Below are 20,908 nucleotides of genomic sequence, written 5' to 3'. Positions count from 1 at the left end.
CTCAGTCGGTCTTTCTGCTGCGCAGCCACAGGCCAGCCGCGGCGATCACCACCGAGGCGAGGATGATCAGGGTGGCGATGGCGTTGATCTCGGGCTTCACGCCGCGGCGGATCATGCCGAAGATGAAGACCGGCAGGGTGGTGTCGCCGGTGCCCGAGATGAAATAGGTGATCACCAGATCGTCCATCGAGATGACGAAGGCCAGCAGCGCCCCGCCAAGGATGCCGGGCGCCAGCTGCGGCAGCAGCACCTTGCGCAGCGTGACCCATTCGCTGGCGCCGAGGTCGGCCGATGCCTCCTCCAGCGCGGGGTCGATGCCGGCGATGCGGGCCTGCACGATGATGAAGACATAGGAGGTCAGGAAGGTGCAGTGGCCGATGACGATGGTCAGCATCGACAGCTGCATCCCCAGCGTGACGAAGAAGATCAAGAGGCCGATTCCCAGCACGATGTCGGGCATCATCATCGGCAGCATCAGGAAGCCGTTGTAGAACCCCCGCAGCCGGAAGCGGTAGCGCGCCAAGGCGATGGCGGTGGCGGTGCCCAGGACCGTGGCGATGGTGGTGGTGAAGGCCGCGACCGTCAGCGAAGTCTTCAGTGCCGCGATCATCTGGTCGGTGCTTTCGATATAGGCGGCGCGGCTGTTGGGGTCCATCACCCGCTCGGTCAGGCCGAAGAGGCCGGTATACCAGTCCAGCGTGAACCGCTCCCAGATCATCATGTTGACCGGGTTGGAGTTGAAGGAATAGCCGACGATCACGAACAAGGGCGCGTAGATGAAGACGAAGAAGAGCAGCGAGAAGCCGGTCAGCGCGGCCCATCCCCAGGGGTTACGCATGGCCGGCCCCCGTCTTCCTGGCCCGCGTCACCGCGACCAGCAGCACGGTCAGCACCACCGACATGATCACCATTGACAGCGCCGAGCCGAAGGGCCAGTTGCGGGCCGACAGGAACTGCTGCTCGACCAGGTTGCCGATCATCAGCCCCTTCGCGCCGCCCAGGATGTCGGGCACGATGAAGTTGCCGACCGAGGGGATGAAGACGATCACCGCGCCGCCCATGATGCCCGGCAGGGTCTGCGGCAGCACCACCTTCAGAAAGGTCTGCACCCGGTTGGCGCCGAGGTCCATCGAGGCCTCCACCTGCGCGCGGTCGAGGTTGTCCACCGCGGCATAGAGCGGCAGGAACATGAAGGGCACCATGACATAGACCATGCCGAGGACAACGGCGGTGGGGGTGTAGAGGATCTCCAGCGGCTGTGCGATCAGGCCGAGGCCCATAAGCGCGCTGTTCAGGAAGCCGGTCGGCTTCAGGATCAGGAGCCAGGCGTAGAGGCGGACGATCAGGCTGGAGAAGAAGGGCAGGGTGATCAGGAACAGGAAGAACAGGCGGCTGCGTTCCGGCAGGCGCGAGACCCAGAAGGCGACCGGATAGCACAGCAGCAGCGTCACCAGCACCGTCAGCGCCGCGAAGGACAGCGAGCGCCAGAGGATGCGCAGGTAGACCGGCTCGAACACCTCCATGATGCCGTCGGCCCAGCCGAAGATGCGGCCGTAGTTCCAGTGGTAGAAGCTCCACTCCACCCCGCCGTAAAGGCCGGGGGTCAGGAAGGAGAAAAGGGCGATGATGAGCAGCGGCAAGAGGAAGAACACGCCGAGGAACAGCGTGGCCGGCGCCAGCAGCAGCCCGAGGATCGCCGACTGGCGGCGGATCGCCATCAGCCGCCCTCCAGCACATGCACCCGTGCCGGGTCATGCGCCAAATGCACCGCAGCGCCGGTCTCGGCCGCCTGCCCGTCGCGGGCGGTGACGCGGATTTCCGGGCCGCCCGCGGCGGGGGCCACGAAAAGGTGCAGGTCGGAGCCGAGGTAGACCGCGCTGCGGACGGTGCCGGGGATGCCCTTGTCGGCCAGGGTGAAATCGGTCGGCCGCAGGATCGCCGTGATCGCCTCGCCCGGCTTGCGGCCGGCGGCGGGCAGCAGCAACTCCACCCCCTCGGCCGTGCGGGCCAGGGCGGTCGGGCCCTCCACCCGGTCCACGGTGACGGGGAAGAGGTTGGTCTCGCCGATGAACTCGGCGACGAAGCGGTTCCTCGGGCGGCGGTAGATGTCGCGCGGGGCGCCGATCTGCTCGATCCGTCCCGCGCGCATCACCACGATGCGGTCGGACATGGTCAGCGCCTCTTCCTGGTCGTGGGTGACGAAGACGAAGGCGATGCCCAGCCGGTCCTGCAGGGTCTTCAGCTCGATCTGCATCTGCTGGCGCAGGTTGCGGTCCAGCGCCGACAGCGGCTCGTCCAGCAAGAGGAGCCGCGGCTTCGCCACGATGGCCCGGGCCAGCGCCACCCGCTGCCGCTGGCCGCCCGACAATTGCCCCGGCCGCCGCGCGCCCATGCCGGACAGGCCCACCTTGTCCAGCGCCTCGGCCACCTCGGCCTCGCGCCGGCGCTTCGGCACGCCGGCCACCTCCAGCGCGTAGCCGACATTGCGGGCCACGGTCATGTGGCCGAACAGGGCGTAGGACTGGAACACCGTGTTCAGCGGCCTGCGGAAGGGCGGCAGCGCGGTCAGGTCGGCGCCGCCCAGCCGGATGGTGCCGCCGTCCAGCGCCTCGAAGCCCGAGATCGCCCGCAGGAGCGTGGTCTTGCCGCAGCCCGAGGGGCCGAGCAGGGTGACGAATTCCTTCGCGCCGACATCGAGGTCCACCCCGTCGAGGGCGGCGATGCGGTCGCCCTCCGGGGTGACGAATTCCCTCCGCGCGCCGCGGATTTCCAGCAGGGAGTCCATCTCGGCGTTACTGTGCCGTGCGGATGGTGTTCCAGGCGCGGTCGTAGATCTTCAGCGCGGCGCCGATGTCCTCGAAGATCTGCAGCCGCGCCATCGTCTCCGGCCCGACGTTGATGTTCGGGTTCGAGCGGATGAAGTCGGGCGTCAGCTCGTTCGCCGGGATGTTCGGGGTGCCGTTGAACTGCTGCGCCACGTTCAGCGCGGCGATTTCCGGGCGCAGGTAGAATTCCAGGAACTTCTGCGCGTTCTCCTTGTGCGGGGCCGAGGCCAGCACGCAGATGTTCTCCTGATACATCGTGCCGCCCTCGGCCGGGATGATGTATTTGATGTTCGGCATCTCGGTGAAGAAGACGTTGCCGCCGACGAAGAAATGCCCCGCCGCGATGTCGCCCGAGGTCAGCATCGCCGGAACCTCGTAGGTGAAGGCGGTGACCGCGGCCTTGTGCGACAGGATGTAATCCGCCGCCGCCTGCACCTCGGCCGGGTCGGCGCTGTTCACCGACTTGCCGGTCATGATCAGGCCCACGGCCAGCACCTCGCGCATGTCGTCGAGGATGGTGATCTTGGCCCCGGTCTTTTCCGGGATGGCGAAGAAATCGGCCCAGCCGGTGATCGGGCCGGTCACATCCTCGTTGTAGAAGATGCCCACCGTGCCCCAGGCATAGGGCAGGCAGTATTCGCCCGCCGGGTCTTCCTTGGCGCGCAGGAAGGCCGGGTCGATGTTCTTGAAGTCGGGATGGGCGTTGATGCCGGTCTTCTCCAGAAGCCCCAGCTTCAGCATGATGTCGTTCATGTGGACCGAGGGGAAGACGATGTCGTATCCCGTGGCGCCGGCCTGGATCTTGGCCAGCATCTCCTCGTTCGAGGAATAGGTGTCCAGGGTCACCGCGATCCCGGTTTCCTCGGTGAACTTCGTCAGCACCTCGGGGTTGATGTAGTCGCCCCAGTTGTAGAGCGAGAGCGTCTCCTGCGCCGCCGCCGCGCCCGCAGTCAGCGAAAGGGCCAAGGCGAGGCCCGCCATTTGCGTTTTCATCGTCTTCTCCCGGTTGCTGCCTTCGGGTTCGGGCGCGCGCAGGGCTTGCCTTTGCGGCCGCGACTCGGGCATGTTGTTTTATGACAGAAGGCTAACATTCACTTCCTTTGCTGTAAATCATGTCATGAGCAAACCCGCGCCGCAGACCCCGGATTCCCCGCTTGCCGCCCGCCTGCGCGCGGTGGAGGGCGGGCTGACCAAATCCGAGGCGATGATCGCCCAGTGGCTGATGCTGAACGAGGCCGGGCTGCCGCTGGAGACCGGCGCCTCGATCGCCGCCAAGACCGGGGTCAGCGAGATCACCGTCAGCCGCTTCCTGCGCCGGCTGGGGTTCCGCGGCATGACCGAGCTCAAGGCCGAGATCGGCTCGCCCGCCGCCCTGCACATCCATGCGACCGACCGCTACATCCGGCTGCTGGAGGGGGAACTGGGCACGCTGTTGAAACGGGACGCCGATGCCATCCTCGGCCTCGGCGCGCAGATCGCCCGGCCGGAATGGGCCGAGGCCATCGCCACCATCGACGCCGCGGACGAGGTCTTCGTCACCGGCTTCCAGACCGTCCGCGGCCTGGCCGAGGATTTCGCCCGGCGGCTGAGCATCGTGCGGGGATCGGTGCGCTACATCTCGGCGCATGACGCCGGGCTGGCGGAATGGGTGCCCTCGCAGCGGCGGGCGGGCGAGGCGCGGGCGCTGGTGCTGGTCGACATGGTGCCCTATGCCCGCGAGGCCGAGGTGATCGTCCGCACCGCGCGGCGGCTGGGGATCGGCGTGGTGGTGATCACCGACGAGCTGAACACCTGGGCGCAGGCGCATACGCCCTTCGTCTTCCATGCCGCGACCAAGGTCGGCGCCTTCCTCGAAAGCACCGGGCCGTTGGCGACTCTGTTGAACCTCGTCACCCATGCGGTGGCGGGCTGCGACCCCGACAAGGCGCGGCGGCGGATCTCGACCTGGCCCTCGGTGCTGCGCGACCTGGGGCTCTACTGACCGCCCTTGCGGGACGGCCGCGGCGGTGGAAGGATCGGCTGATGGACTGGCGGGACGAAGGCGCGGTCCTCTCCATGCGGCCGCATGGCGAAAGCGCCGCCATCATCGAGGTGTTCACCCGCGGCCACGGCCGCCATGCGGGGGTGGTGCGCGGCGGGGCCTCGCGCCGGATGGTGCCGCATCTGCAGCCCGGAACGCAGGTCGCCGTCGCCTGGTCGGCCCGGCTGTCCGAGCATCTGGGCGCCTTCACGGTGGAGCCGGTCCGCAGCCGGGCGCATCTGCTGGCCGACCGGCTGGCGCTGGCCGGGCTGGCCTCGGTCTGCGCGCTGCTGTCTGTGACCCTGCCCGAGCGCGATCCGCACGAGGCGCTGTGGCTGGCGACCGGCGCTTTACTGGACCGGCTGGGCGCGCCGGGCTGGCAGGCGGAGTATCTGCGGTGGGAGATGCTGCTGCTGGAGGAACTGGGCTTCGGCCTCGACCTCACCGCCTGCGCGGTGACCGGCACACGGCAGGGGCTGGCCTATGTCAGCCCGAAGACCGGCCGCGCCGTCAGCCGGGTCGGGGCGGGGGATTGGGCCGGAAAGCTGTTCCCGCTGCCCGAGGGCATGACCGGCGGCCCGATGACACCCGCTGCGCTGCTTCAGGGCCTTGCCATCACCAGCCATTTCCTCGCCCGCGACCTGGCCGAGGAGCACCATGGCCGCCCGCTGCCCGAGGCGCGCGGGCGCCTGCTGGACCTGCTGGCGCGGGCGGCGGAAGCGCCCTGAACGACGCCGCATGTCGGTGGCGCGACAGACGGCGCGGGCCGGGCCGGGGTGAATGGGCGGCATGGCCGTCCGTTACCTTCCGCTTGACCTCAAGCACGCCGCAACGCCGAAGATCGAGCATCTGGCCACCTTGGCCGGGCTGGAAGCCGCAGTGCGCGGCACCCTGATCGCGGTCTGGCCGCTTTACCTCTACGAGATGCTGGGCGATGCGCAGGCGGTCTCGGTGGCCTATCTGTTCGGCGGGGTGCTGTCGCTGGTCACCGGGCTGATGGTGCCCTGGCTGACCCGCTTCGTTCCACGCCGATGGGCCTATACCGCGGGCTGCCTGCTTTATGTGCTGGGGGCGGCGATGGCGGCGCTGGGGTCGAACCTGGGGGCGCATCTGGCGCTGCTGTTCAGCATGATGGCGACGGCGACGGTCTTCGTCTGCTTCAACGCCTATGTGCTGGACTATGTGGCGCGCGAGAACCTGGGCCGCAGCCAGTCGGTGCAGATGGCCTATGCCGCCGCGCCCTGGACGCTGGGGCCGCTGCTGGGGCCCTTCGTCTATACCCAGGTGGGAGCGGGGATCTTCGTGATCTCCGGCGGCTTCGCGCTGGTGCTGCTGGCGAGCTTCTGGGTGCTGCGGCTGGGCAACGGCAAGCAGATCCAGCGGGCGCGCGGGCCGGCGGTGAATCCGCTGGGCTTCCTCGGCCGGTTCTTCCGCCAGCCGCGGCTGATCGCAGGCTGGTTCTTCGCCGTCATGCGGTCCTGCGGCTGGTGGGTCTATGTCGTCTACCTGCCGATCTTCTGCATCGAGGCGGGTCTGGGCGACATGGTGGGCAGCACCGCGCTGGCGGTGTCGAACGCGATCCTGTTCCTGGCCCCGGCGATCAACCGCTGGGCGCGGCGGGCCGGGGTGCGGCGGTCGGTGCGCTTCGCCTTCCTCGGCTGCGCGGCGCTGATGGTCGCCGCTTCGCTGCTGGCCTTCCTGCCTTGGGCGGCGGTGGTGCTGATGTTCTGCTCCTCGGCCTTCCTGGTCACGCTGGACGTGGTGGGCGGCCTGCCGTTCCTGATGAGCGTGAAGCCGTCGGAACGGACCGAGATGAGCGCGGTCTATTCCAGCTTCCGCGACGTGTCGGGCATCCTGACGCCGGGGGCGGCCTGGCTGGTGCTGTTCGTGGTGCCGTTGCAGGGGATCTTCGCCGCATCGGGGCTGGGGCTGCTGCTGGCTTGGGGCATCGCCGGCCGGCTGCATCCGCGGCTGGGGGTGCAGCGGCCCTCGCGCGGCGGGCTGGCTGAGACGGGGTAGGTCAGGACCGGCGCTCCCGCGATGTTGCGCCTTTCCATTGGCGAAGGCCATCGCCTTCGCCACCGCGCAACGCTTCCCCTTGTCCGGCCGGACCCTCAAGGCCCGGCCAGCGCCCGCCCCGCCCTTGGGCCAGGCGCTTCTCGCCCGCCGGGTCGGGCGCTGGCCTCACTTGTTTCGTGCTGACAGGTCTCCGGGTGATATGTCCCGCACGGGCGGGGGCGAGGCAGTGCCTCGCCTGTTCCCGCCCGCGGCAATAAGCCCGGCCGATACTGCCGCAGCCTCACGGCGCCAGCGGCACGAATTCCATGGTGAAGCCTTTGGTGTCCGTCAGCCGCAGGTAGCCGATGCCCACGGCCATATGGGTGGCGCGGGCGAGGCCGGCGTAGAACTCCTGCTCGGCGGCGAGGTCGGGGCAGGCCATCTCGGTGGAGACCACGTCGCGGATGGCCCATTCGGGCGAGGGAGTGGTGACGATCCGCCCCGACCATGTGTTGCACGGGGCCTGGCCCGAGACGCGCTTGCCGCTTTCGTCCAGCGCGAAGGTGGCGGTGGCGGCGAAGGGCTTGCCGCCGATGGAGACCAGCTTCCAGGGATAGGGCCTTAACTCCGGCGTCTGGACACAGGCCAGCAGGGCAAGGGGCAGGGCGAGAAGGGCGCGGCGCATCGGGACCTCCGGGATATGCCGGAAGGGTGCCGCGCCGCGCCCTTCGCGTCAATCCAGCAGGCGGCGGGCGATGACCTGCGCCTGGATCTCCGCCGCGCCCTCGAAGATGTTCAGGATGCGGGCGTCGCAGAGGATGCGGCTGATGCGGTATTCCAGCGCGAAGCCGTTGCCGCCGTGGATCTGCAGCGCATTGTCCGCCGCCGCCCAGGCGACGCGGGCGCCAAGCAGCTTGGCCATCCCGGCCTCCAGGTCGCAGCGCTTGTCGTGGTCCTTCTGCCAGGCCGAGTGATAGGTCAACTGGCGGGCGATCATGATCTCCACCGCCATCATGGCGAGTTTCCAGGCGATGCGGGGGAAGTCGATCAGCGGCTTGCCGAACTGCCTGCGGTCTTCGGCATATTGCATCCCGGTCTCCAGTGCCGACTGCGCCACGCCGATGGCGCGGGCGCCGGTCTGGATGCGGGCCGACTCGAAGGTCTGCATCAGCTGCTTGAAGCCCTGGCCGGGGATGCCGCCCAGCAGGTTTTCCGCCTTCACCTTGAAGCCGTCGAAGGCCAGTTCGTATTCCTTCATGCCGCGGTAGCCGAGGACCTCGATCTCTCCCCCGGTCATGCCGGGGGTGGGGAAGGGGTCGGCATCGGTGCCGGGGGTCTTTTCGGCCAGGAACATGCTGAGGCCGCGCCAGTCGGTGGTGTCTGGGTCGGTGCGGGCGAGAAGCGTCATCACGTGGGTGCGCGCGGCATGGGTGATCCAGGTCTTGTTGCCGGTGATCTCCCATCCCTCCTCGGTCCGCACCGCGCGGGTGCGCAAGGAGCCGAGGTCCGACCCGGTGTTCGGCTCGGTGAAGACCGCGGTCGGCAGGATTTCCCCGGAGGCGAGCTTCGGCAGCCAGTGCGCCTTCTGCTCAGGCGTGCCGCCGCAGAGGATCAATTCCGCGGCGATCTCGGAGCGGGTGCCGAGGGAGCCGACGCCGATATAGCCGCGGCTGAGTTCCTCGGAGACCACCACCATGCTGGCCTTCGACAGGCCGAAGCCGCCGAAGTCCTCGGGGATGGTCAGGCCGAAGACGCCCATTTCCGCCAGTTCGCGGATGACCTCCATCGGGATCAACTCGTCCTTCAGGTGCCAGTCATGGGCGAAGGGGATGACCTTCTCGTCCGCATAGCGGCGGAACTGGTCGCGGATCATCTCCAGTTCCTCGTCCAGCCCGGTGGCGCCGAAGGTGGCGCGGCCGTGATTGTCGCGCATCAGCGCGACGAGGCGGGCGCGGGCGGCGGGGGCGTTGCCTTCGGCGATCAGGGTGACGGCGGGGCCTTCGGGCGTCCAGGCGGTGCCGAGGTCCGAGAGGCGGGCGATCTCGCCCTGGCTCATCGGGATGCCGCCGGCGATCTGGGCGAGGTATTCACTGACCCCGATCTGCAGGATCAGCGCCTCCATCTCGCCGAAGGCACCGGCCGCGTCCAGCCGCCCGGCCCAGGCGTCCAGCTGCCGCAGCGCCTCGACATAGGTCGCCAGCCACGAAAGGGCATGGGCGGCGGACTGGTGGGCCTCCATCGCCGCATTGGAGACCTTGCCGTCGCGGGTAACCCGGCCACGCAGGACCTTGCGGGCATTGGCGAAAAGAGCCTCCACCTGCGGCAGGGCGGCGGCGGTCAGGCCGCGCAGGTCGGGAAGCAGCGGGGCTGCGTCATGCGGGGCGGGCATCGGCTGGCCATCATGCGGCATGGTCTGGCTCCGGGAAGATTCTGCGGTTGCGAAGAAATAGGACCTTCGCAACCGCAGCGCAATATCCTTTCGTCGTCAATCCCGGATCGGACCGAAAATGTCCCGGCCGTCAGGAGGTGGCGCCGCAGGCGTCGACGATCTCCGGCACCGCCGCGGCGGGGACGACCTCGAATTCGACGCGGTAGAGCAGCGCCTCGCCGTCCCAGGCCTCGAAGGTCCAGAGGCCGGGGACCAGCTCGTCCGCGGTGTCGAAGCGGAAGAAGGACAGCGCGGCGCCGGCGTCGCTGATGCCGCTGGACCAGACCTCGGGCGCCAGCCCGCCGGGGCGGGTGACCCGGACCTCGGCCCGGTCGGTGGTGGCGAAGCCGGGGGCGCCGGTGGCGCGGACACCGAAGGCGAGGCCGAGCGCGGCCGGAACCACCTGGCGGTCCGGCCAGTGGAAGGTGATCTCGGTGGTGGGAACATGAATCCAGCCCGAGGCGGTGCCGGGCGCCGGCATCCGGTCCATCGCCTGCAGGGCGCAGAAGACGCCGACCTCCAGCCGCGCCACTTCGGCCGCGGCCTGCGGCTCGGCCGGGGCGGCGAAGACGGGGGCGGCGAGGGCGGGACAGGCCAGCAGCGTCAGGGCCAGGGCAAGGCGCATCGGGGTCCTCACGACATCAGGTTGCAGTCGGAGGAGATGCCCGGCAGCTTCTCGGCCGGCTGGACCTCGAATTCCACGCTGTAGAGCATGGTGTCGCCTTCCCAGGCCTCCATCCGCCAGGTGCCGAGGATGATCTCCTCGGGGTAGTCGAAGGCGAAGCCGCGCATCTGCGGGGTGTCGGCGAAGATGTCGTCATACCAGGTCTCGGCCCGGGCGGCGCCGGGCTTCCAGGTCTCGATCCGCACACCGGGGATGGGGCGGTCGGCCTCGATCACCACGCCGAAGGAGGTGCCGAGCCGCGCCGGGATGGTCTGCTGGCGGTAGATCATCTGCGGCACGCCGGGCAGGGTGTCGATATAGCCGAGCGAGGTTTCCGGCGCCGGGGTGGTGCCGACGGATTCGGTCTCGCAATAGATGCCGTAATCGACCAGCCGGATGCCCGGCGACAGTGCGGGGGCGGCCGGGTCGGCCAGCGCCGCCGGGGCGGCGAGGCAGAAGGCGAGGGCGAGGCGGAGGATAGGGGACATGGCACTCTGACCGGCTGGGAGCCGGAATGAAAGCGCGGCGCGCGGGCGGCGTCAACCGCGGGGGCTTTCACTTTTCCGGGCGGGCTGCCAGAACGGCGGCGGGGGAGGGCCCGGGATGGATGCGGTGATGGCGGGGCTGACGCCCCTCGCCTTCTGGACGGCGATGGCGGTGACGCTGCTGGCGGGCTTCGTCAAGGGCGCGGTGGGCTTCGCCATGCCGCTGATCCTGATCTCGGCCTTCTCGGCTTTCCTGCCGCCCGAACTGGCGCTGGTCGGGCTGATGCTGCCGGGTCTGGCCACCAACCTGTCGCAGTCCTTCCGGCAGGGCGGGGCCGAGGCGCTGCGGACGGTGGCGAAATACCGCCGCTTCCTGATCGGCATGGCGGTGTTCATCGTGGTCTCGGCGCAGGTCTTCGCGGATATCCCGCGGGTGGGCTACCTGCTGCTGCTGGGGGTGCCGGTGACTGCCTTTGCGGCGGTGCAGCTGGCCGGGGTGCCGCTGGCGCTGCCGCTGCGGCACCGCAACGGGGCGGAGTGGCTGCTGGGGGTGATCGGCGGGCTTTACGGTGGGGTCTCGGGCATCTGGGGGCCGCCGCTGCTGGTCTTCCTGCTGTCGACCGGGGTGGCGAAGACCGAGATGGTGCGGGCGCAGGGCGTGGTCTTCCTGATCGGCGCGGTGGCGCTGCTGGCGGCGCATCTGGGAACCGGGATCGCCAGCCCCGAGCGGCTGGCCTTCTCGGCCGCGCTGGTGCTGCCGGCGATGATCGGGATGCAGCTCGGCTACCGGGTGCAGGACCGGCTGGACCAGGCGCTGTTCCGGCGCTGGACGCAAGGCTTGCTGGTGCTGACCGGGCTGAACCTGCTGCGGCAGGCCTTCATGTGACCGGCTGCCGAATTGCGCGGCTGCCGCCGCATTCCTTATCGTTTTGGCTGGCGGAGTCGCTCGCGGCTGGCGTCGCCTGATGGGGGCATTCTGCCCCCAAACCCCCTGAGGATATTTGTGGCAGGTGAATTTGAAGAAGAGCGCTTCTTCCCTTTCACCTGCCCCTAAATATCCCCGCGCGGCGCGCACGTCCGAGCCGGTTGCGCCTGAAAGGCGCAGAGGCGAGACGAAAGACTTGCGCCCGGGCGGCCTTGGCCGTCCGGGCGCTCGATCTGGTCGCCGCGGGAAAAGGTCAGCCGATGGCGGCGGCCTTCACGTCCTCGTCGATGTAGGGGACATACTGGCCGAAGTTCTTCGAGAACATCTCGACAAGTTTCCGCGCCTGCGCGTCATAGGCGGCCTTGTCGGCCCAGGTCTCGCGCGGGTTCAGCAGTTTCGCGTCCACGCCGGCCAGCGCCACCGGCACCTCGAAGCCGAAGTTGGGGTCCTTGCGGAACTCCACCCCGTTCAGCGACCCGTCCAGCGCCGCGGTCAGCAGCGCGCGGGTGGCTTTGATCGGCATCCGCTTGCCGGTGCCGTAGGCGCCGCCGGTCCAGCCGGTGTTCACCAGCCAGCAGGAGGCGCCGTTCTTCAGGATCTTCTCCTGCAAGAGCTTGCCGTAGACCTCGGGCCGGCGCGGCATGAAGGGGGCGCCGAAGCAGGTGGAGAAGGTGGGCTGCGGCTCGGTGATGCCGCGTTCGGTGCCGGCGGCCTTGGAGGTGAAGCCCGACAGGAAGTGATACATCGCCTGCGCCGGCGACAGCCGCGCGATCGGCGGCAGCACCCCGAAGGCGTCGCAGGTCAGCATCACCACATGCTTCGGATGGCCGCCGAGCCCGGTGGCCGAGGCGTTGGAGATCGCCTCCAGCGGATAGGCGCAGCGGGTGTTCTCGGTCAGCGAGCGGTCGGCGAAATCCAGTTCCAGCGTCTCGGGGTCGAAGACCATGTTCTCGACCACGGTGCCGAAGCGGTGGGTGGTGGCGTAGATCTCGGGCTCCGCCTCGGGCGACAGGTCGATGGTCTTGGCGTAGCAGCCGCCCTCGAAGTTGAAGATGCCGCGGTCGGACCAGCCGTGTTCGTCATCGCCGATCAGGGTGCGGTCGGGCGAGGCGGAGAGCGTGGTCTTGCCGGTGCCGGAGAGGCCGAAGAACACCGCGGCATCGACCGGGTTGCCGATGGCGTGGTTGGCGCTGCAATGCATCGCCATCACGCCCTTGCCCGGCAGGACGTAGTTCAGGATGGTGAAGACCGATTTCTTGTTCTCGCCGGCATATTCGGTGTTGGCGATCAGCACCGTCTTCTCGTCGAAGTTCAGCGCGATCACCGTGTCGGTGCGGCAGCCGTGCCGGGCCGGATCGGCCTTGAAGGAGGGCACGTTGATGATCGTCCATTCCGGCTCGAAGGTGTCCAGTTCCGCCCGCGAGGGACGGCGCAGCAGGTGGCGGATGAAGAGGCCGTGCCAGGCCAGTTCCGTCACCATCCGCACGTCGACGCGGTGGACCGGGTCGGCGCCGGCGAACAGGTCCTGCACGAACAGCTCGCGGCCCTTGATATGCTCCAGCATGTCGGCCTTCAGCCGGGCGAAGGCCTCGGGCGCCATCGGGGCGTTGTTCTCCCACCAGATGGTGTTTTCCACCGAGGGGGTGCGGACGACGAACTTGTCCTTGGGCGAGCGGCCGGTGAACTGGCCGGTGGTGCAGAGGAAGGCGCCGCCGCGGCCGAGCCGGCCCTCGCCGCGCTTCACTGCCTCTTCGACCAGGGCGGGTTCGATCAGGTTGTAATGGACGGAACCCGCCCCGACGATGCCCTGGGCGTCCAAAGTCCGGTTGGGGTTCACGCGACCGATGTTCATCCTGCAAGCTCCCGAGTGCCGCGCCTGGGGCGGCGATTTCGTCGTGATGAAGGGACACCCGGGCCAATGGGTGCCGGGACCGGCCGGTTGGGCCTGTCCGTCACAGGGATATAACATGCGGAAATCCCTCGGGAACAGGAGGCAATCGCAGAGTTAGCGCAACCAAGCAGAGGTTAGCGCAACCAATTGCGGTCCTCCCGGAAAGGTGAGACAAATTAGCCATTGCTTCGGAAATTTCGGCTTTCCTGAAGGCGCCGGACCCCGGGGTGATTCGCTTTTATGTTGCTTCCCGGTCCCGAAATGCGGAGAATGGCGAAAAAACATAACCAGAGCAGGAAATAACGACATGTCGAGGATCGCCCTTGTGGACGACGACAGGAACATCCTGACGTCCGTCTCGATGACGCTCGAAGCCGAGGGCTTCGAGGTGGAAACCTACAACGACGGGCAATCCGCGCTCGATGCCTTCAACCGCCGCCTGCCCGACATGGCGGTCCTGGACATCAAGATGCCGCGGATGGACGGGATGGACCTGCTGCAGCGGCTGCGGCAGAAGACCACCATGCCGGTGATCTTCCTGACCTCGAAGGACGACGAGATCGACGAGGTCCTGGGCCTGCGCATGGGCGCCGACGACTATGTGAAGAAGCCCTTCTCGCAGCGGCTGCTGGTCGAACGCATCCGCGCGCTGCTGCGCCGGCAGGAGGCGATCGCCACCGGAGAGGTGCCGGTGGCCGAGGAAAACAAGATCATGGAGCGCGGCAGCCTGCGGATGGACCCGCTGCGCCATTCGGTCAGCTGGAAGGGCAAGGATGTCTCGCTGACCGTCACCGAATTCCTGCTGCTGCAGGCGCTGGCGCAGCGGCCGGGCTTCGTGAAGTCCCGGGACCAGCTGATGGACGTGGCCTATGACGATCAGGTCTATGTCGACGACCGCACCATCGACAGCCACATCAAGCGGCTGCGCAAGAAGATGCGCTCGGTCGACGACGATTTCGCCGCCATCGAGACGCTTTATGGCATCGGCTATCGCTACAACGAAGAGTGACGGCCGGGGTGTCCTGAATGGCAATAGTAGCGCCGCGCATCATGATGGATGACACGCGCCCCAGGAAGACCGGCGAGGTGCTTCTGGGCGAGGACTGGGTCTCGCCCGACAGCACGGCCGAGGAGTTGCGCGAGACGCGGTCGAAATCCGGCCTCGTCGCGCTGAACCGCAGTCCGCTGGCGCGCAAGATCATCATCTTCAACTTGATGGCGCTGGTGATCCTGGTCGCCGGGGTGCTGTTCCTGAACCCGTTCCGCGACAGCCTGGTCCTGCAGCGAGAGGCCGGGCTGATCCGAGAGGCGGAGCTGATCGCCGAGGTGTTCGAGGTGCAGCTGCATCCGGCCGCGCCCGGCTTCGACTATGCCGCGGCGTTGCAGGAGGTGAAGCTCGGCGCCGGGGTGGAGGTCTATGTCTTCGACCCGAACGGCGGGCTGCTGGCCAGCCGCACCGGCCCCGAGCCGACCCCCGGCGAGACGCCCGGCGGCGTGCGCTCCACCGTCATCACCGATTTCCTGAACGCGGTCTGGAACACCGTCTCCGGCGTGCTGTCCTTCGGCGCGCAGCCCGCCCAAGAGATCGACGGCATGGCGCTGGCGCGCGAGGTCTTCCCCGGCGCCCGTGCCGGCGCCACCGGGTCGCATACCGGCCAGGGGCAGGACGGCGGCACCCTGTTCGCCGTCGGCACCCCGGTGTGGTCGGCCGGCGAGGTGATGGGCGTGGTCGCCCTGACCTCGGCCGAGGGCGAGATCGACCGGCTGGTGCGCTACGAGCGCGAGCAGATCCTGCAGATGTTCGTGGTGGCGCTGCTGGTGTCGATCGGGCTTTCGCTGGTGCTGGCCTCGACCATCGCCAATCCGCTGTCGGACCTGGCGACGGCGGCCGAGATCGGCCGCGACCGCGACGCGCGCAAGGTGAACCCCGGTCGCGTCCGCATCCCCGACCTGGCGGCGCGGCCGGACGAGATCGGCCGGCTGTCGGTCGCCATGCGCGGCATGGTGGCGGCGCTTTACGACCGCATCGACGCCAACGAACAGTTCGCGGCCGATGTGGCGCATGAGATCAAGAACCCGCTGGCCAGCCTGCGCTCGGCGGTCGGCTCGCTGCGCTTCGTCAAGAAGGAGGAGCACCGCGAGAAGCTCCTGGACGTGATCGAGCATGACGTGCGGCGGCTGGACCGGCTGGTCAGCGACATCTCCAACGCCTCGCGGCTGGACAGCGAACTGGTCAAGGAAGAGGAAGAGGAATTCAACCTCATCAAGACCCTCTCCACCCTGGGCCAGCACCTGGGCAACCAGGCGGCGGAGAAGGGGGTGGACTTCATCACCGACCTGCCGGCCGAGCCGATCCTGATCCGCGGGCTGGAGGCGCGGCTGGCCCAGGTCTTCGTCAACCTGATCACCAATGCGATCTCCTTCTGCGAAGAGGGCGACGCGGTGCGGGTCTGGGCCCGGCGGCGCGACAACCGGGTGCTGGTGGTGGTGGAAGACACCGGCCCCGGCATCCCGGAACAGGCGCTGACCAAGGTGTTCAAGCGCTTCTACTCCGACCGCCCGCCCACCCATTTCGGCAACAACTCCGGCCTGGGCCTGTCGATCTCGAAGCAGATCGTCGAGGCGCATGGCGGGGTGATCTGGGCCGAGAACATCCGCCCCACCGCGGCCGACGTGACCAGCGAACCGCTGGGCGCCCGCTTCGTGGTGGGCTTGCCGATTTGAACGGGCCGGCCGCGGCTGGCCCCGGCGAAAGCCTGATCCTGCACGCCAGCTGCGTGGCTTTGAACGGCCGCGGGCTGCTGATCACCGGCCCTTCCGGCGCCGGCAAGTCGGCGCTGGCGCTGCAACTGATGGCGCTTGGCGCAAGGCTGGTATCGGACGACCGCACCGAAGTGGTGGCGGAGGCGGAGGGGCTGGCGGCCCGCTGCCCCTCGCCGGCGATCCGCGGGCTGATCGAGGCGCGGGGCGTGGGCCTCCTGCGGGCCGATCCGGTGGATCGGGCCCGGGTGGCGCTGGTGGCAGATCTGGCACAGGAGGAGGATCAGCGCTTGCCCCCCCGCCGCGGCATTACGATACTGGGATGCCGCCTGCCGCTTGTGCTGCGGGTGCAGAATGACCATTTCCCTGCCGCCCTGTTCCTCTATCTTCAGGGGGACAGGCAGGACTGACGCGCAGATGATCCCCGACCCGATGAAAGGCCCGATCCCCGACCCGATGCAGGAGCACCGACTGGTGCTGATCACCGGCCCCTCCGGCGCCGGGCGGTCGACGGCGATCCATGTGCTGGAGGACTTGGGCTACGAGGGCATCGACAACATCCCGCTGAGCCTGGTGCCGCGGCTGCTGGAGGGGCCGCCGCTCGGCCGCCCCATCGCCCTGGGGCTGGACGCCCGCAACCGGGATTTCAATGCGACGGCGCTGATCGAGCTGATCGACAGCTTGACCCGCGATCCGCGGGTGGCGCTGGAGGTGCTGTATCTGGACTGCGCGCCGGGCGAACTGATCCGCCGCTTCTCGGAAACCCGCCGCCGCCATCCGCTGGCCCCGGCCGAAACCCCGACCGAAGGCATCGGTCGCGAGATCGACCTGCTGGCGCCGATCCGGGTCAGGGCGGACCACCTGATCGACACCACCGACCTGTCGCCGCACGACCTGAAGGCGGAAATCGCCCGCTGGTTCGATGCCCATACCGATGGGCGGCTGGCGGTCTCGGTGCAGAGTTTCAGCTACAAGCGCGGGGTCCCGCGCGGCGTCGACATGATCTTCGACTGCCGCTTCCTGTCCAACCCGCATTGGGACCCTACCTTGCGCCCGCTGGACGGCCGCGACCCGGCGGTGGCGGCCTTCGTCCGCGCCGACCCGCGATTCGACGAATTCTTCCGCAGGTTGCGCGACCTGCTCTTGATGCTGCTTCCCGCGCATCTGGAGGAGGGCAAGGCGCATCTCTCGATCGGCTTCGGCTGCACCGGAGGGCAACACCGATCGGTTGCCGTAGCGGAAATGCTGGGGGCAGCCCTTGCGGAAGCGGGCTGGCCGGTGTCAAAACGGCATCGGGAACTGGAACGCAAGGGGGTGGCACACCCTCCAGCTGACAAGGTGTCTGCGGTTTGATCGGGATCGTCATCGTCGCCCATGGTGGCCTGGCGCGGGAATATCTTTCCGCGGTCGAACATGTCGTCGGCAAGCAGGACGGGGTGCGCGCCATCGCCATCGAGGACGACCACGACCGCGCCGCCAAGCAGGCCGAGATCATGGCCGCCGCCGCCTCGGTCGACCAGGGCCAGGGCGTGGTGGTGGTCACCGACATGTTCGGCGGCAGCCCGTCGAACCTGTCCTTGCCGGCCTGCGCCGCCTCGGGCCGGCGAATCCTCTACGGCGCCAACCTGCCGATGCTGATCAAGCTGGCGAAGTCGCGCGACATGGCGGTGCCGGATGCGGTCTCGGCCGCGCTGGACGCCGGGCGCAAGTATATCAACAGCCTCGATCTGGGCGGCGGGGCCTGAGGGGGCGCGATGACCAGCCGCAGCTTGCGCATCGTCAACGAGAAGGGCCTGCACGCCCGGGCCTCGGCCCGCTTCGTCGAGGTGGTGGAGGCGCATGACGCCCGCGCCATGGTGGCGAAGGACGGGATGGAGGTCTCGGGTGATTCGATCATGGGCCTCCTGATGCTGGGCGCCTCGCGCGGGACCTCGGTCGATGTCGTCACCAGCGGCCCGGAAGCGGAGAAACTCGCCGATGCGCTGGAGGCCCTTGTTGCGGCCCGCTTCGGAGAGGATTATTGAGCGGAGAAGCCCCGCGCCCCGCCGGGCCTGACGCCAGGGACCACCGCCGCGTGACCGACCAGAGCCAGATCGCCCCCGAGGCGGCAGAGCTGCCTCCCGCGCGGCCCGAGCGGCAATACGACATGCGGCGGCTGTCCTATGCCGGCACCTTCACGAATCCGTTCAAGGCCGGCACCATCCGCGCCATCGAATGGCTGACCGCCAAGGTGCAGCTGCTGCGGCTGATCCGCAGCTTCGAGAAGTCCGGCGCCCCCTTCGGCGCGCCGTTCTGGCCCAAGGCGATCCGCCACATGGGCATCCGCATCGACACGCCGGCCGAGGAAATCGCCCGCATCCCGAAGACCGGCGCGCTGGTGGTGGTGGCCAACCACCCTTCGGGCCTGGTGGACGGCATGGTGATGGCCGAGATGGTCAACCGCGTCCGGTCCGACTTCAAGATCCTGACCCGCAGCCTGCTGACCGGCATCCCCGAGGTCGAGGAATTCATGATCCCGGTGCCCTTCCCGCATGAGGAGAATGCCCGCGAGCTTGGCCTGAAGATGCGGGACGAGACGATGAAGCACCTGAAGGCGGGCGGGGCGATCATCGTCTTCCCGGCCGGCAAGGTGGCGATGAGCGAAACCTGGTTCGGCCCGGCGGTGGAGGCGGAATGGAACGTCTTCACGCACAAGATCGTCAAATCCTCGGGCGCGACGATCCTGCCGATCTTCTTCCCCGGCCAGAACAGCCGCGCCTTCCAGATCGCCAACCGGATTTCGGACACCCTGCGGCAGGGCCTGCTGCTCTACGAGATCAAGCGGTCGCTGTTCAAGCCGCAGCGCCCGGTGATCGGCCAGCCGATCCCGGCGGAGGAGTTGAAGAAATGGGACGGCAACCCGCGCGGGTTCCTGGCCTGGTTGCGGGACCATACGTTGTCGCTGGGGCGCTAGCGGCCCGATTTTTCGCCGAAAAATCGTAAAAACACGATCCTTCGGCGAAGGATCGTCAGCGGGTGGGAACCGGGGTTTCGCCGCGGTAGTCGTAGAAGCCCCGCTGGGTCTTGCGGCCCAGCCAGCCGGCCTCGACATATTTCGTCAAGAGCGGGCAGGGCCGGTATTTGGTATCCGCCAGTCCTTCGTGCAGCACGTTCATGATGGCGAGGCAGGTGTCCAGCCCGATGAAATCCGCCAGTTCCAGCGGCCCCATCGGATGGTTGGCCCCCAGCTTCAGCGATTCGTCGATGCTCTTGACCGACCCCACGCCCTCGTAAAGCGTATAGACCGCCTCGTTGATCATCGGCATCAGGATGCGGTTGACGATGAAGGCGGGGAAATCCTCGGCGCTGGCGGCGGTCTTGCCGAGCCGACGCACCACCTCGTGCAGGCTGTCCCAGGTCTCGTTGTCGGTGGCGATGCCGCGGATCAGTTCCACCAGCTGCATCACCGGCACCGGGTTCATGAAGTGGAAGCCCATGAACTTTTCCGGGCGGTCGGTGCGCGAGGCCAGCCGGGTGATCGAGATCGAGGAGGTGTTCGAGGTCAGGATCGTCGTCGGCTTCAGATGCGGCAGCAGGTCGTCGAAGATCGCCTGCTTCACCGTCTCGCGCTCGGTTGCGGCCTCGATGATCAGGTCGGTCGGGCCGAGGTCGGCAAGCTTCATCGTGGTGCGGATGCGCCCCAGGGCGGCGGCCTTCTCCTCGGCGGTGATCTTGCCGCGGCCGACCTGGCGGTCGAGGTTCTTCTCGATGGTGGCCATGGCCTTCTTCAGACCTTCGTCGCTGATGTCGTTCAGCAGCACGTCATAGCCCGCAAGCGCGAAGACATGGGCGATGCCGTTGCCCATCTGCCCCGCCCCGACGATCCCGACCGTCCGAATGTCCATGCCTGCCCCCTGATGTGTCGGGCCAGACCTTAAGGAAGCGGCAGGGGCAGGGCAAGGCCGGGGAATCTGCTTCGACTTGTCGGGAAAGGCCGCGGTTTAGTCCTTTGGAAAGCCTTGTCCCGCAGTCTGGAGGCGGGTGTGAGACGGAATGGGTGGCTGTGATGGCTTTCGTGCAACCGGGCGACGGGGCGCTCGACTATTTTCCATGTCATTACGGGGCGTCGCGGCTGGCGTTCCGCGGTCCGAGGCGGGACCTGACCGGCGAATACATCGCCATGCTGGGCGGGTCCGAGACCTATGGCCGCTTCGTCATCGCGCCCTTCCCGGCGCTGGTGGAAGAGGCTTTGGGGATTCCGGTCGCCAACCTCGGCTGCCAGAACGCCGGGCCGGATGTCTATCTGGCCGACCGCGCCGCGCTGGAGGTGGCGGCGGCGGCGCATCTGGCGGTGGTGCAGGTCACCGGGGCGCAGAACCTGACCAACCGCTATTACACGGTGCATCCGCGGCGGAACGACCGTTTCATCGCCGCGACGCCGCTCTTGCGTTCGCTCTACCGCGAGGTGGATTTCACCGAGATCCACTTCACCCGCCACCTGATCGCCGTGCTGGCCGGCAAGGGGGAGGAGCGTTTCGCTCCGATTGCCGCAGAGATGAAGGCGCTGTGGCTGCAGCGGATGCAGGCACTGCTGCAGCGGCTGCCGCGGCGGCGGGTGCTGCTGTGGATGGGCGGCGGATCGGAGGCCGGTCCCGGTCTGGTCGACCGCGGCATGGTGGAAGCGCTGAAGCCGCTGGCCTCGGCCTGCGTGGAGGTGGTGGCCAGCCCGGCGGCGCGGGCCGAGGGGGTGCGGGCGATGCGGTTCTGCCCGGCGGACGAGGCGGCGGCGCGCGACCTGCCGGGCGCCGCGGCGCATCGGGAGGCGGCAGAGGCGCTGCTGCCGGTGATCGAGGCGCTGCTCTGAAACGGCAACGGGCGCCCGAAGGGCGCCCGTTCCGGGCCTTTCGGCCTGCTTTTGCTTACAGCTTGGAGG

General features: G+C 68.3%; 22 protein-coding genes. 12 read left to right on the top strand and 10 right to left on the bottom strand.

The genetic code is table 11. The annotated features are described in order from the left end of the window. Position 1: 1 nt before the first annotated feature. The 4 genes from G5B31_RS09075 to G5B31_RS09060 are packed head-to-tail and all read right to left on the bottom strand — an operon-like array spanning position 2 to position 3,818. Positions 2-838: an ABC transporter permease gene (locus G5B31_RS09075; RefSeq protein ID WP_165016372.1), complete on the bottom strand. Its 837-nt coding sequence runs from the start codon at positions 836-838 to the stop codon at positions 2-4. Further along, positions 831-1,718, bottom strand: a complete 888-nt coding sequence (locus G5B31_RS09070) for an ABC transporter permease (RefSeq protein WP_165016370.1) — start codon at positions 1,716-1,718, stop codon at positions 831-833. Before G5B31_RS09070 ends, G5B31_RS09075 begins: the two co-directional genes overlap by 8 nt. Then, entirely contained in the window at positions 1,718-2,785 is a 1,068-nt protein-coding gene (locus G5B31_RS09065) for an ABC transporter ATP-binding protein (RefSeq protein WP_165016368.1), read from the bottom strand. Before G5B31_RS09065 ends, G5B31_RS09070 begins: the two co-directional genes overlap by 1 nt. A gap of 7 nt (positions 2,786-2,792) precedes the next feature. Beyond that, on the bottom strand, positions 2,793-3,818 hold the full coding sequence (locus G5B31_RS09060; RefSeq protein WP_165016366.1) for a spermidine/putrescine ABC transporter substrate-binding protein: 1,026 nt from the start codon (positions 3,816-3,818) through the stop codon (positions 2,793-2,795). 124 nt (positions 3,819-3,942) lie between these two features. Here G5B31_RS09060 and G5B31_RS09055 point away from each other — a divergent pair, with 124 nt between their 5' ends. From G5B31_RS09055 to G5B31_RS09045, 3 genes are all read left to right on the top strand, one after another. Next, positions 3,943-4,806, top strand: a complete 864-nt coding sequence (locus tag G5B31_RS09055) for a MurR/RpiR family transcriptional regulator (RefSeq protein ID WP_165016364.1) — start codon at positions 3,943-3,945, stop codon at positions 4,804-4,806. Positions 4,807-4,844: 38 nt separating this feature from the next. Continuing rightward, entirely contained in the window at positions 4,845-5,573 is a 729-nt protein-coding gene (recO, locus tag G5B31_RS09050) for a DNA repair protein RecO (protein WP_205911877.1), read from the top strand. A 61-nt stretch (positions 5,574-5,634) separates the two neighbouring features. Continuing rightward, positions 5,635-6,864 carry an MFS transporter gene (locus tag G5B31_RS09045; RefSeq protein WP_165016359.1) on the top strand — a complete coding sequence of 410 codons (1,230 nt, stop codon included), beginning with the start codon at positions 5,635-5,637 and terminating at the stop codon, positions 6,862-6,864. A 280-nt stretch (positions 6,865-7,144) separates the two neighbouring features. Here G5B31_RS09045 and G5B31_RS09040 read toward each other — a convergent pair whose 3' ends face one another. The 4 genes from G5B31_RS09040 to G5B31_RS09025 all read right to left on the bottom strand — a co-directional run bounded on the left by G5B31_RS09040 (position 7,145) and on the right by G5B31_RS09025 (position 10,423). After that, on the bottom strand, positions 7,145-7,528 hold the full coding sequence (locus G5B31_RS09040) for an META domain-containing protein (RefSeq protein ID WP_165016356.1): 384 nt from the start codon (positions 7,526-7,528) through the stop codon (positions 7,145-7,147). A 48-nt stretch (positions 7,529-7,576) separates the two neighbouring features. Then, on the bottom strand, positions 7,577-9,253 hold the full coding sequence (locus tag G5B31_RS09035) for an acyl-CoA dehydrogenase family protein (RefSeq protein ID WP_165016353.1): 1,677 nt from the start codon (positions 9,251-9,253) through the stop codon (positions 7,577-7,579). Positions 9,254-9,362: 109 nt separating this feature from the next. Then, positions 9,363-9,896: a DUF3859 domain-containing protein gene (locus tag G5B31_RS09030; protein WP_165016350.1), complete on the bottom strand. Its 534-nt coding sequence runs from the start codon at positions 9,894-9,896 to the stop codon at positions 9,363-9,365. Positions 9,897-9,904: 8 nt separating this feature from the next. Beyond that, positions 9,905-10,423: a DUF3859 domain-containing protein gene (locus tag G5B31_RS09025; RefSeq protein ID WP_165016347.1), complete on the bottom strand. Its 519-nt coding sequence runs from the start codon at positions 10,421-10,423 to the stop codon at positions 9,905-9,907. Between the two features lie 115 nt (positions 10,424-10,538). Here G5B31_RS09025 and G5B31_RS09020 point away from each other — a divergent pair, with 115 nt between their 5' ends. Continuing rightward, positions 10,539-11,306 (top strand): sulfite exporter TauE/SafE family protein, encoded by a 768-nt coding sequence (locus G5B31_RS09020; protein WP_240904355.1) that lies wholly within the window; start codon positions 10,539-10,541, stop codon positions 11,304-11,306. Positions 11,307-11,598: 292 nt separating this feature from the next. Here G5B31_RS09020 and G5B31_RS09015 read toward each other — a convergent pair whose 3' ends face one another. Continuing rightward, positions 11,599-13,197: a phosphoenolpyruvate carboxykinase gene (locus G5B31_RS09015; protein WP_165016344.1), complete on the bottom strand. Its 1,599-nt coding sequence runs from the start codon at positions 13,195-13,197 to the stop codon at positions 11,599-11,601. Between the two features lie 346 nt (positions 13,198-13,543). Between G5B31_RS09015 and G5B31_RS09010 the strand changes: the two genes are divergently transcribed. Genes G5B31_RS09010 through G5B31_RS08980 form a run of 7 tightly spaced genes read left to right on the top strand, consistent with a single transcriptional unit; the run spans position 13,544 to position 18,949 of the window. Next, the gene (locus tag G5B31_RS09010; protein WP_165016340.1) at positions 13,544-14,245 is read left to right on the top strand and encodes a response regulator transcription factor; all 702 of its coding nucleotides are present in this window, start codon (positions 13,544-13,546) and stop codon (positions 14,243-14,245) included. Positions 14,246-14,262: 17 nt separating this feature from the next. Then, positions 14,263-15,960 (top strand): sensor histidine kinase, encoded by a 1,698-nt coding sequence (locus tag G5B31_RS09005; protein ID WP_165016337.1) that lies wholly within the window; start codon positions 14,263-14,265, stop codon positions 15,958-15,960. Beyond that, positions 15,957-16,406, top strand: a complete 450-nt coding sequence (locus G5B31_RS09000) for an HPr kinase/phosphorylase (RefSeq protein WP_165016334.1) — start codon at positions 15,957-15,959, stop codon at positions 16,404-16,406. Before G5B31_RS09005 ends, G5B31_RS09000 begins: the two co-directional genes overlap by 4 nt. Before the next feature lie 7 nt (positions 16,407-16,413). Then, positions 16,414-17,349, top strand: a complete 936-nt coding sequence (rapZ, locus tag G5B31_RS08995; protein WP_240904354.1) for an RNase adapter RapZ — start codon at positions 16,414-16,416, stop codon at positions 17,347-17,349. Further along, a complete protein-coding gene (locus G5B31_RS08990; RefSeq protein ID WP_165016331.1) occupies positions 17,346-17,741 on the top strand; it encodes a PTS sugar transporter subunit IIA in 396 nt (131 codons plus the stop codon). The genes rapZ and G5B31_RS08990 overlap by 4 nt, the downstream gene beginning before the upstream one ends. A gap of 9 nt (positions 17,742-17,750) precedes the next feature. Next, positions 17,751-18,020: an HPr family phosphocarrier protein gene (locus G5B31_RS08985; protein ID WP_165016328.1), complete on the top strand. Its 270-nt coding sequence runs from the start codon at positions 17,751-17,753 to the stop codon at positions 18,018-18,020. Between the two features lie 50 nt (positions 18,021-18,070). Next, positions 18,071-18,949 carry a lysophospholipid acyltransferase family protein gene (locus G5B31_RS08980; RefSeq protein WP_346763898.1) on the top strand — a complete coding sequence of 293 codons (879 nt, stop codon included), beginning with the start codon at positions 18,071-18,073 and terminating at the stop codon, positions 18,947-18,949. A 55-nt stretch (positions 18,950-19,004) separates the two neighbouring features. On the opposite strand, the gene G5B31_RS08975 is transcribed toward G5B31_RS08980, so the two are convergent. Further along, positions 19,005-19,880, bottom strand: coding sequence for a 3-hydroxybutyryl-CoA dehydrogenase (locus G5B31_RS08975; protein ID WP_165016325.1), 876 nt, complete (start codon positions 19,878-19,880; stop codon positions 19,005-19,007). A 161-nt stretch (positions 19,881-20,041) separates the two neighbouring features. Here G5B31_RS08975 and G5B31_RS08970 point away from each other — a divergent pair, with 161 nt between their 5' ends. Continuing rightward, positions 20,042-20,839, top strand: coding sequence for a DUF6473 family protein (locus G5B31_RS08970; RefSeq protein WP_165016322.1), 798 nt, complete (start codon positions 20,042-20,044; stop codon positions 20,837-20,839). The last annotated feature ends 69 nt before the right edge of the window (positions 20,840-20,908 follow it).

Origin of the sequence: Rhodobacter sp. SGA-6-6, assembly GCF_011043545.1 — a bacterium.
In the GTDB taxonomy this organism is placed as follows: Bacteria; Pseudomonadota; Alphaproteobacteria; order Rhodobacterales; family Rhodobacteraceae; genus Pseudogemmobacter.
This window is presented reverse-complemented; position numbering and strand designations above follow the sequence as displayed.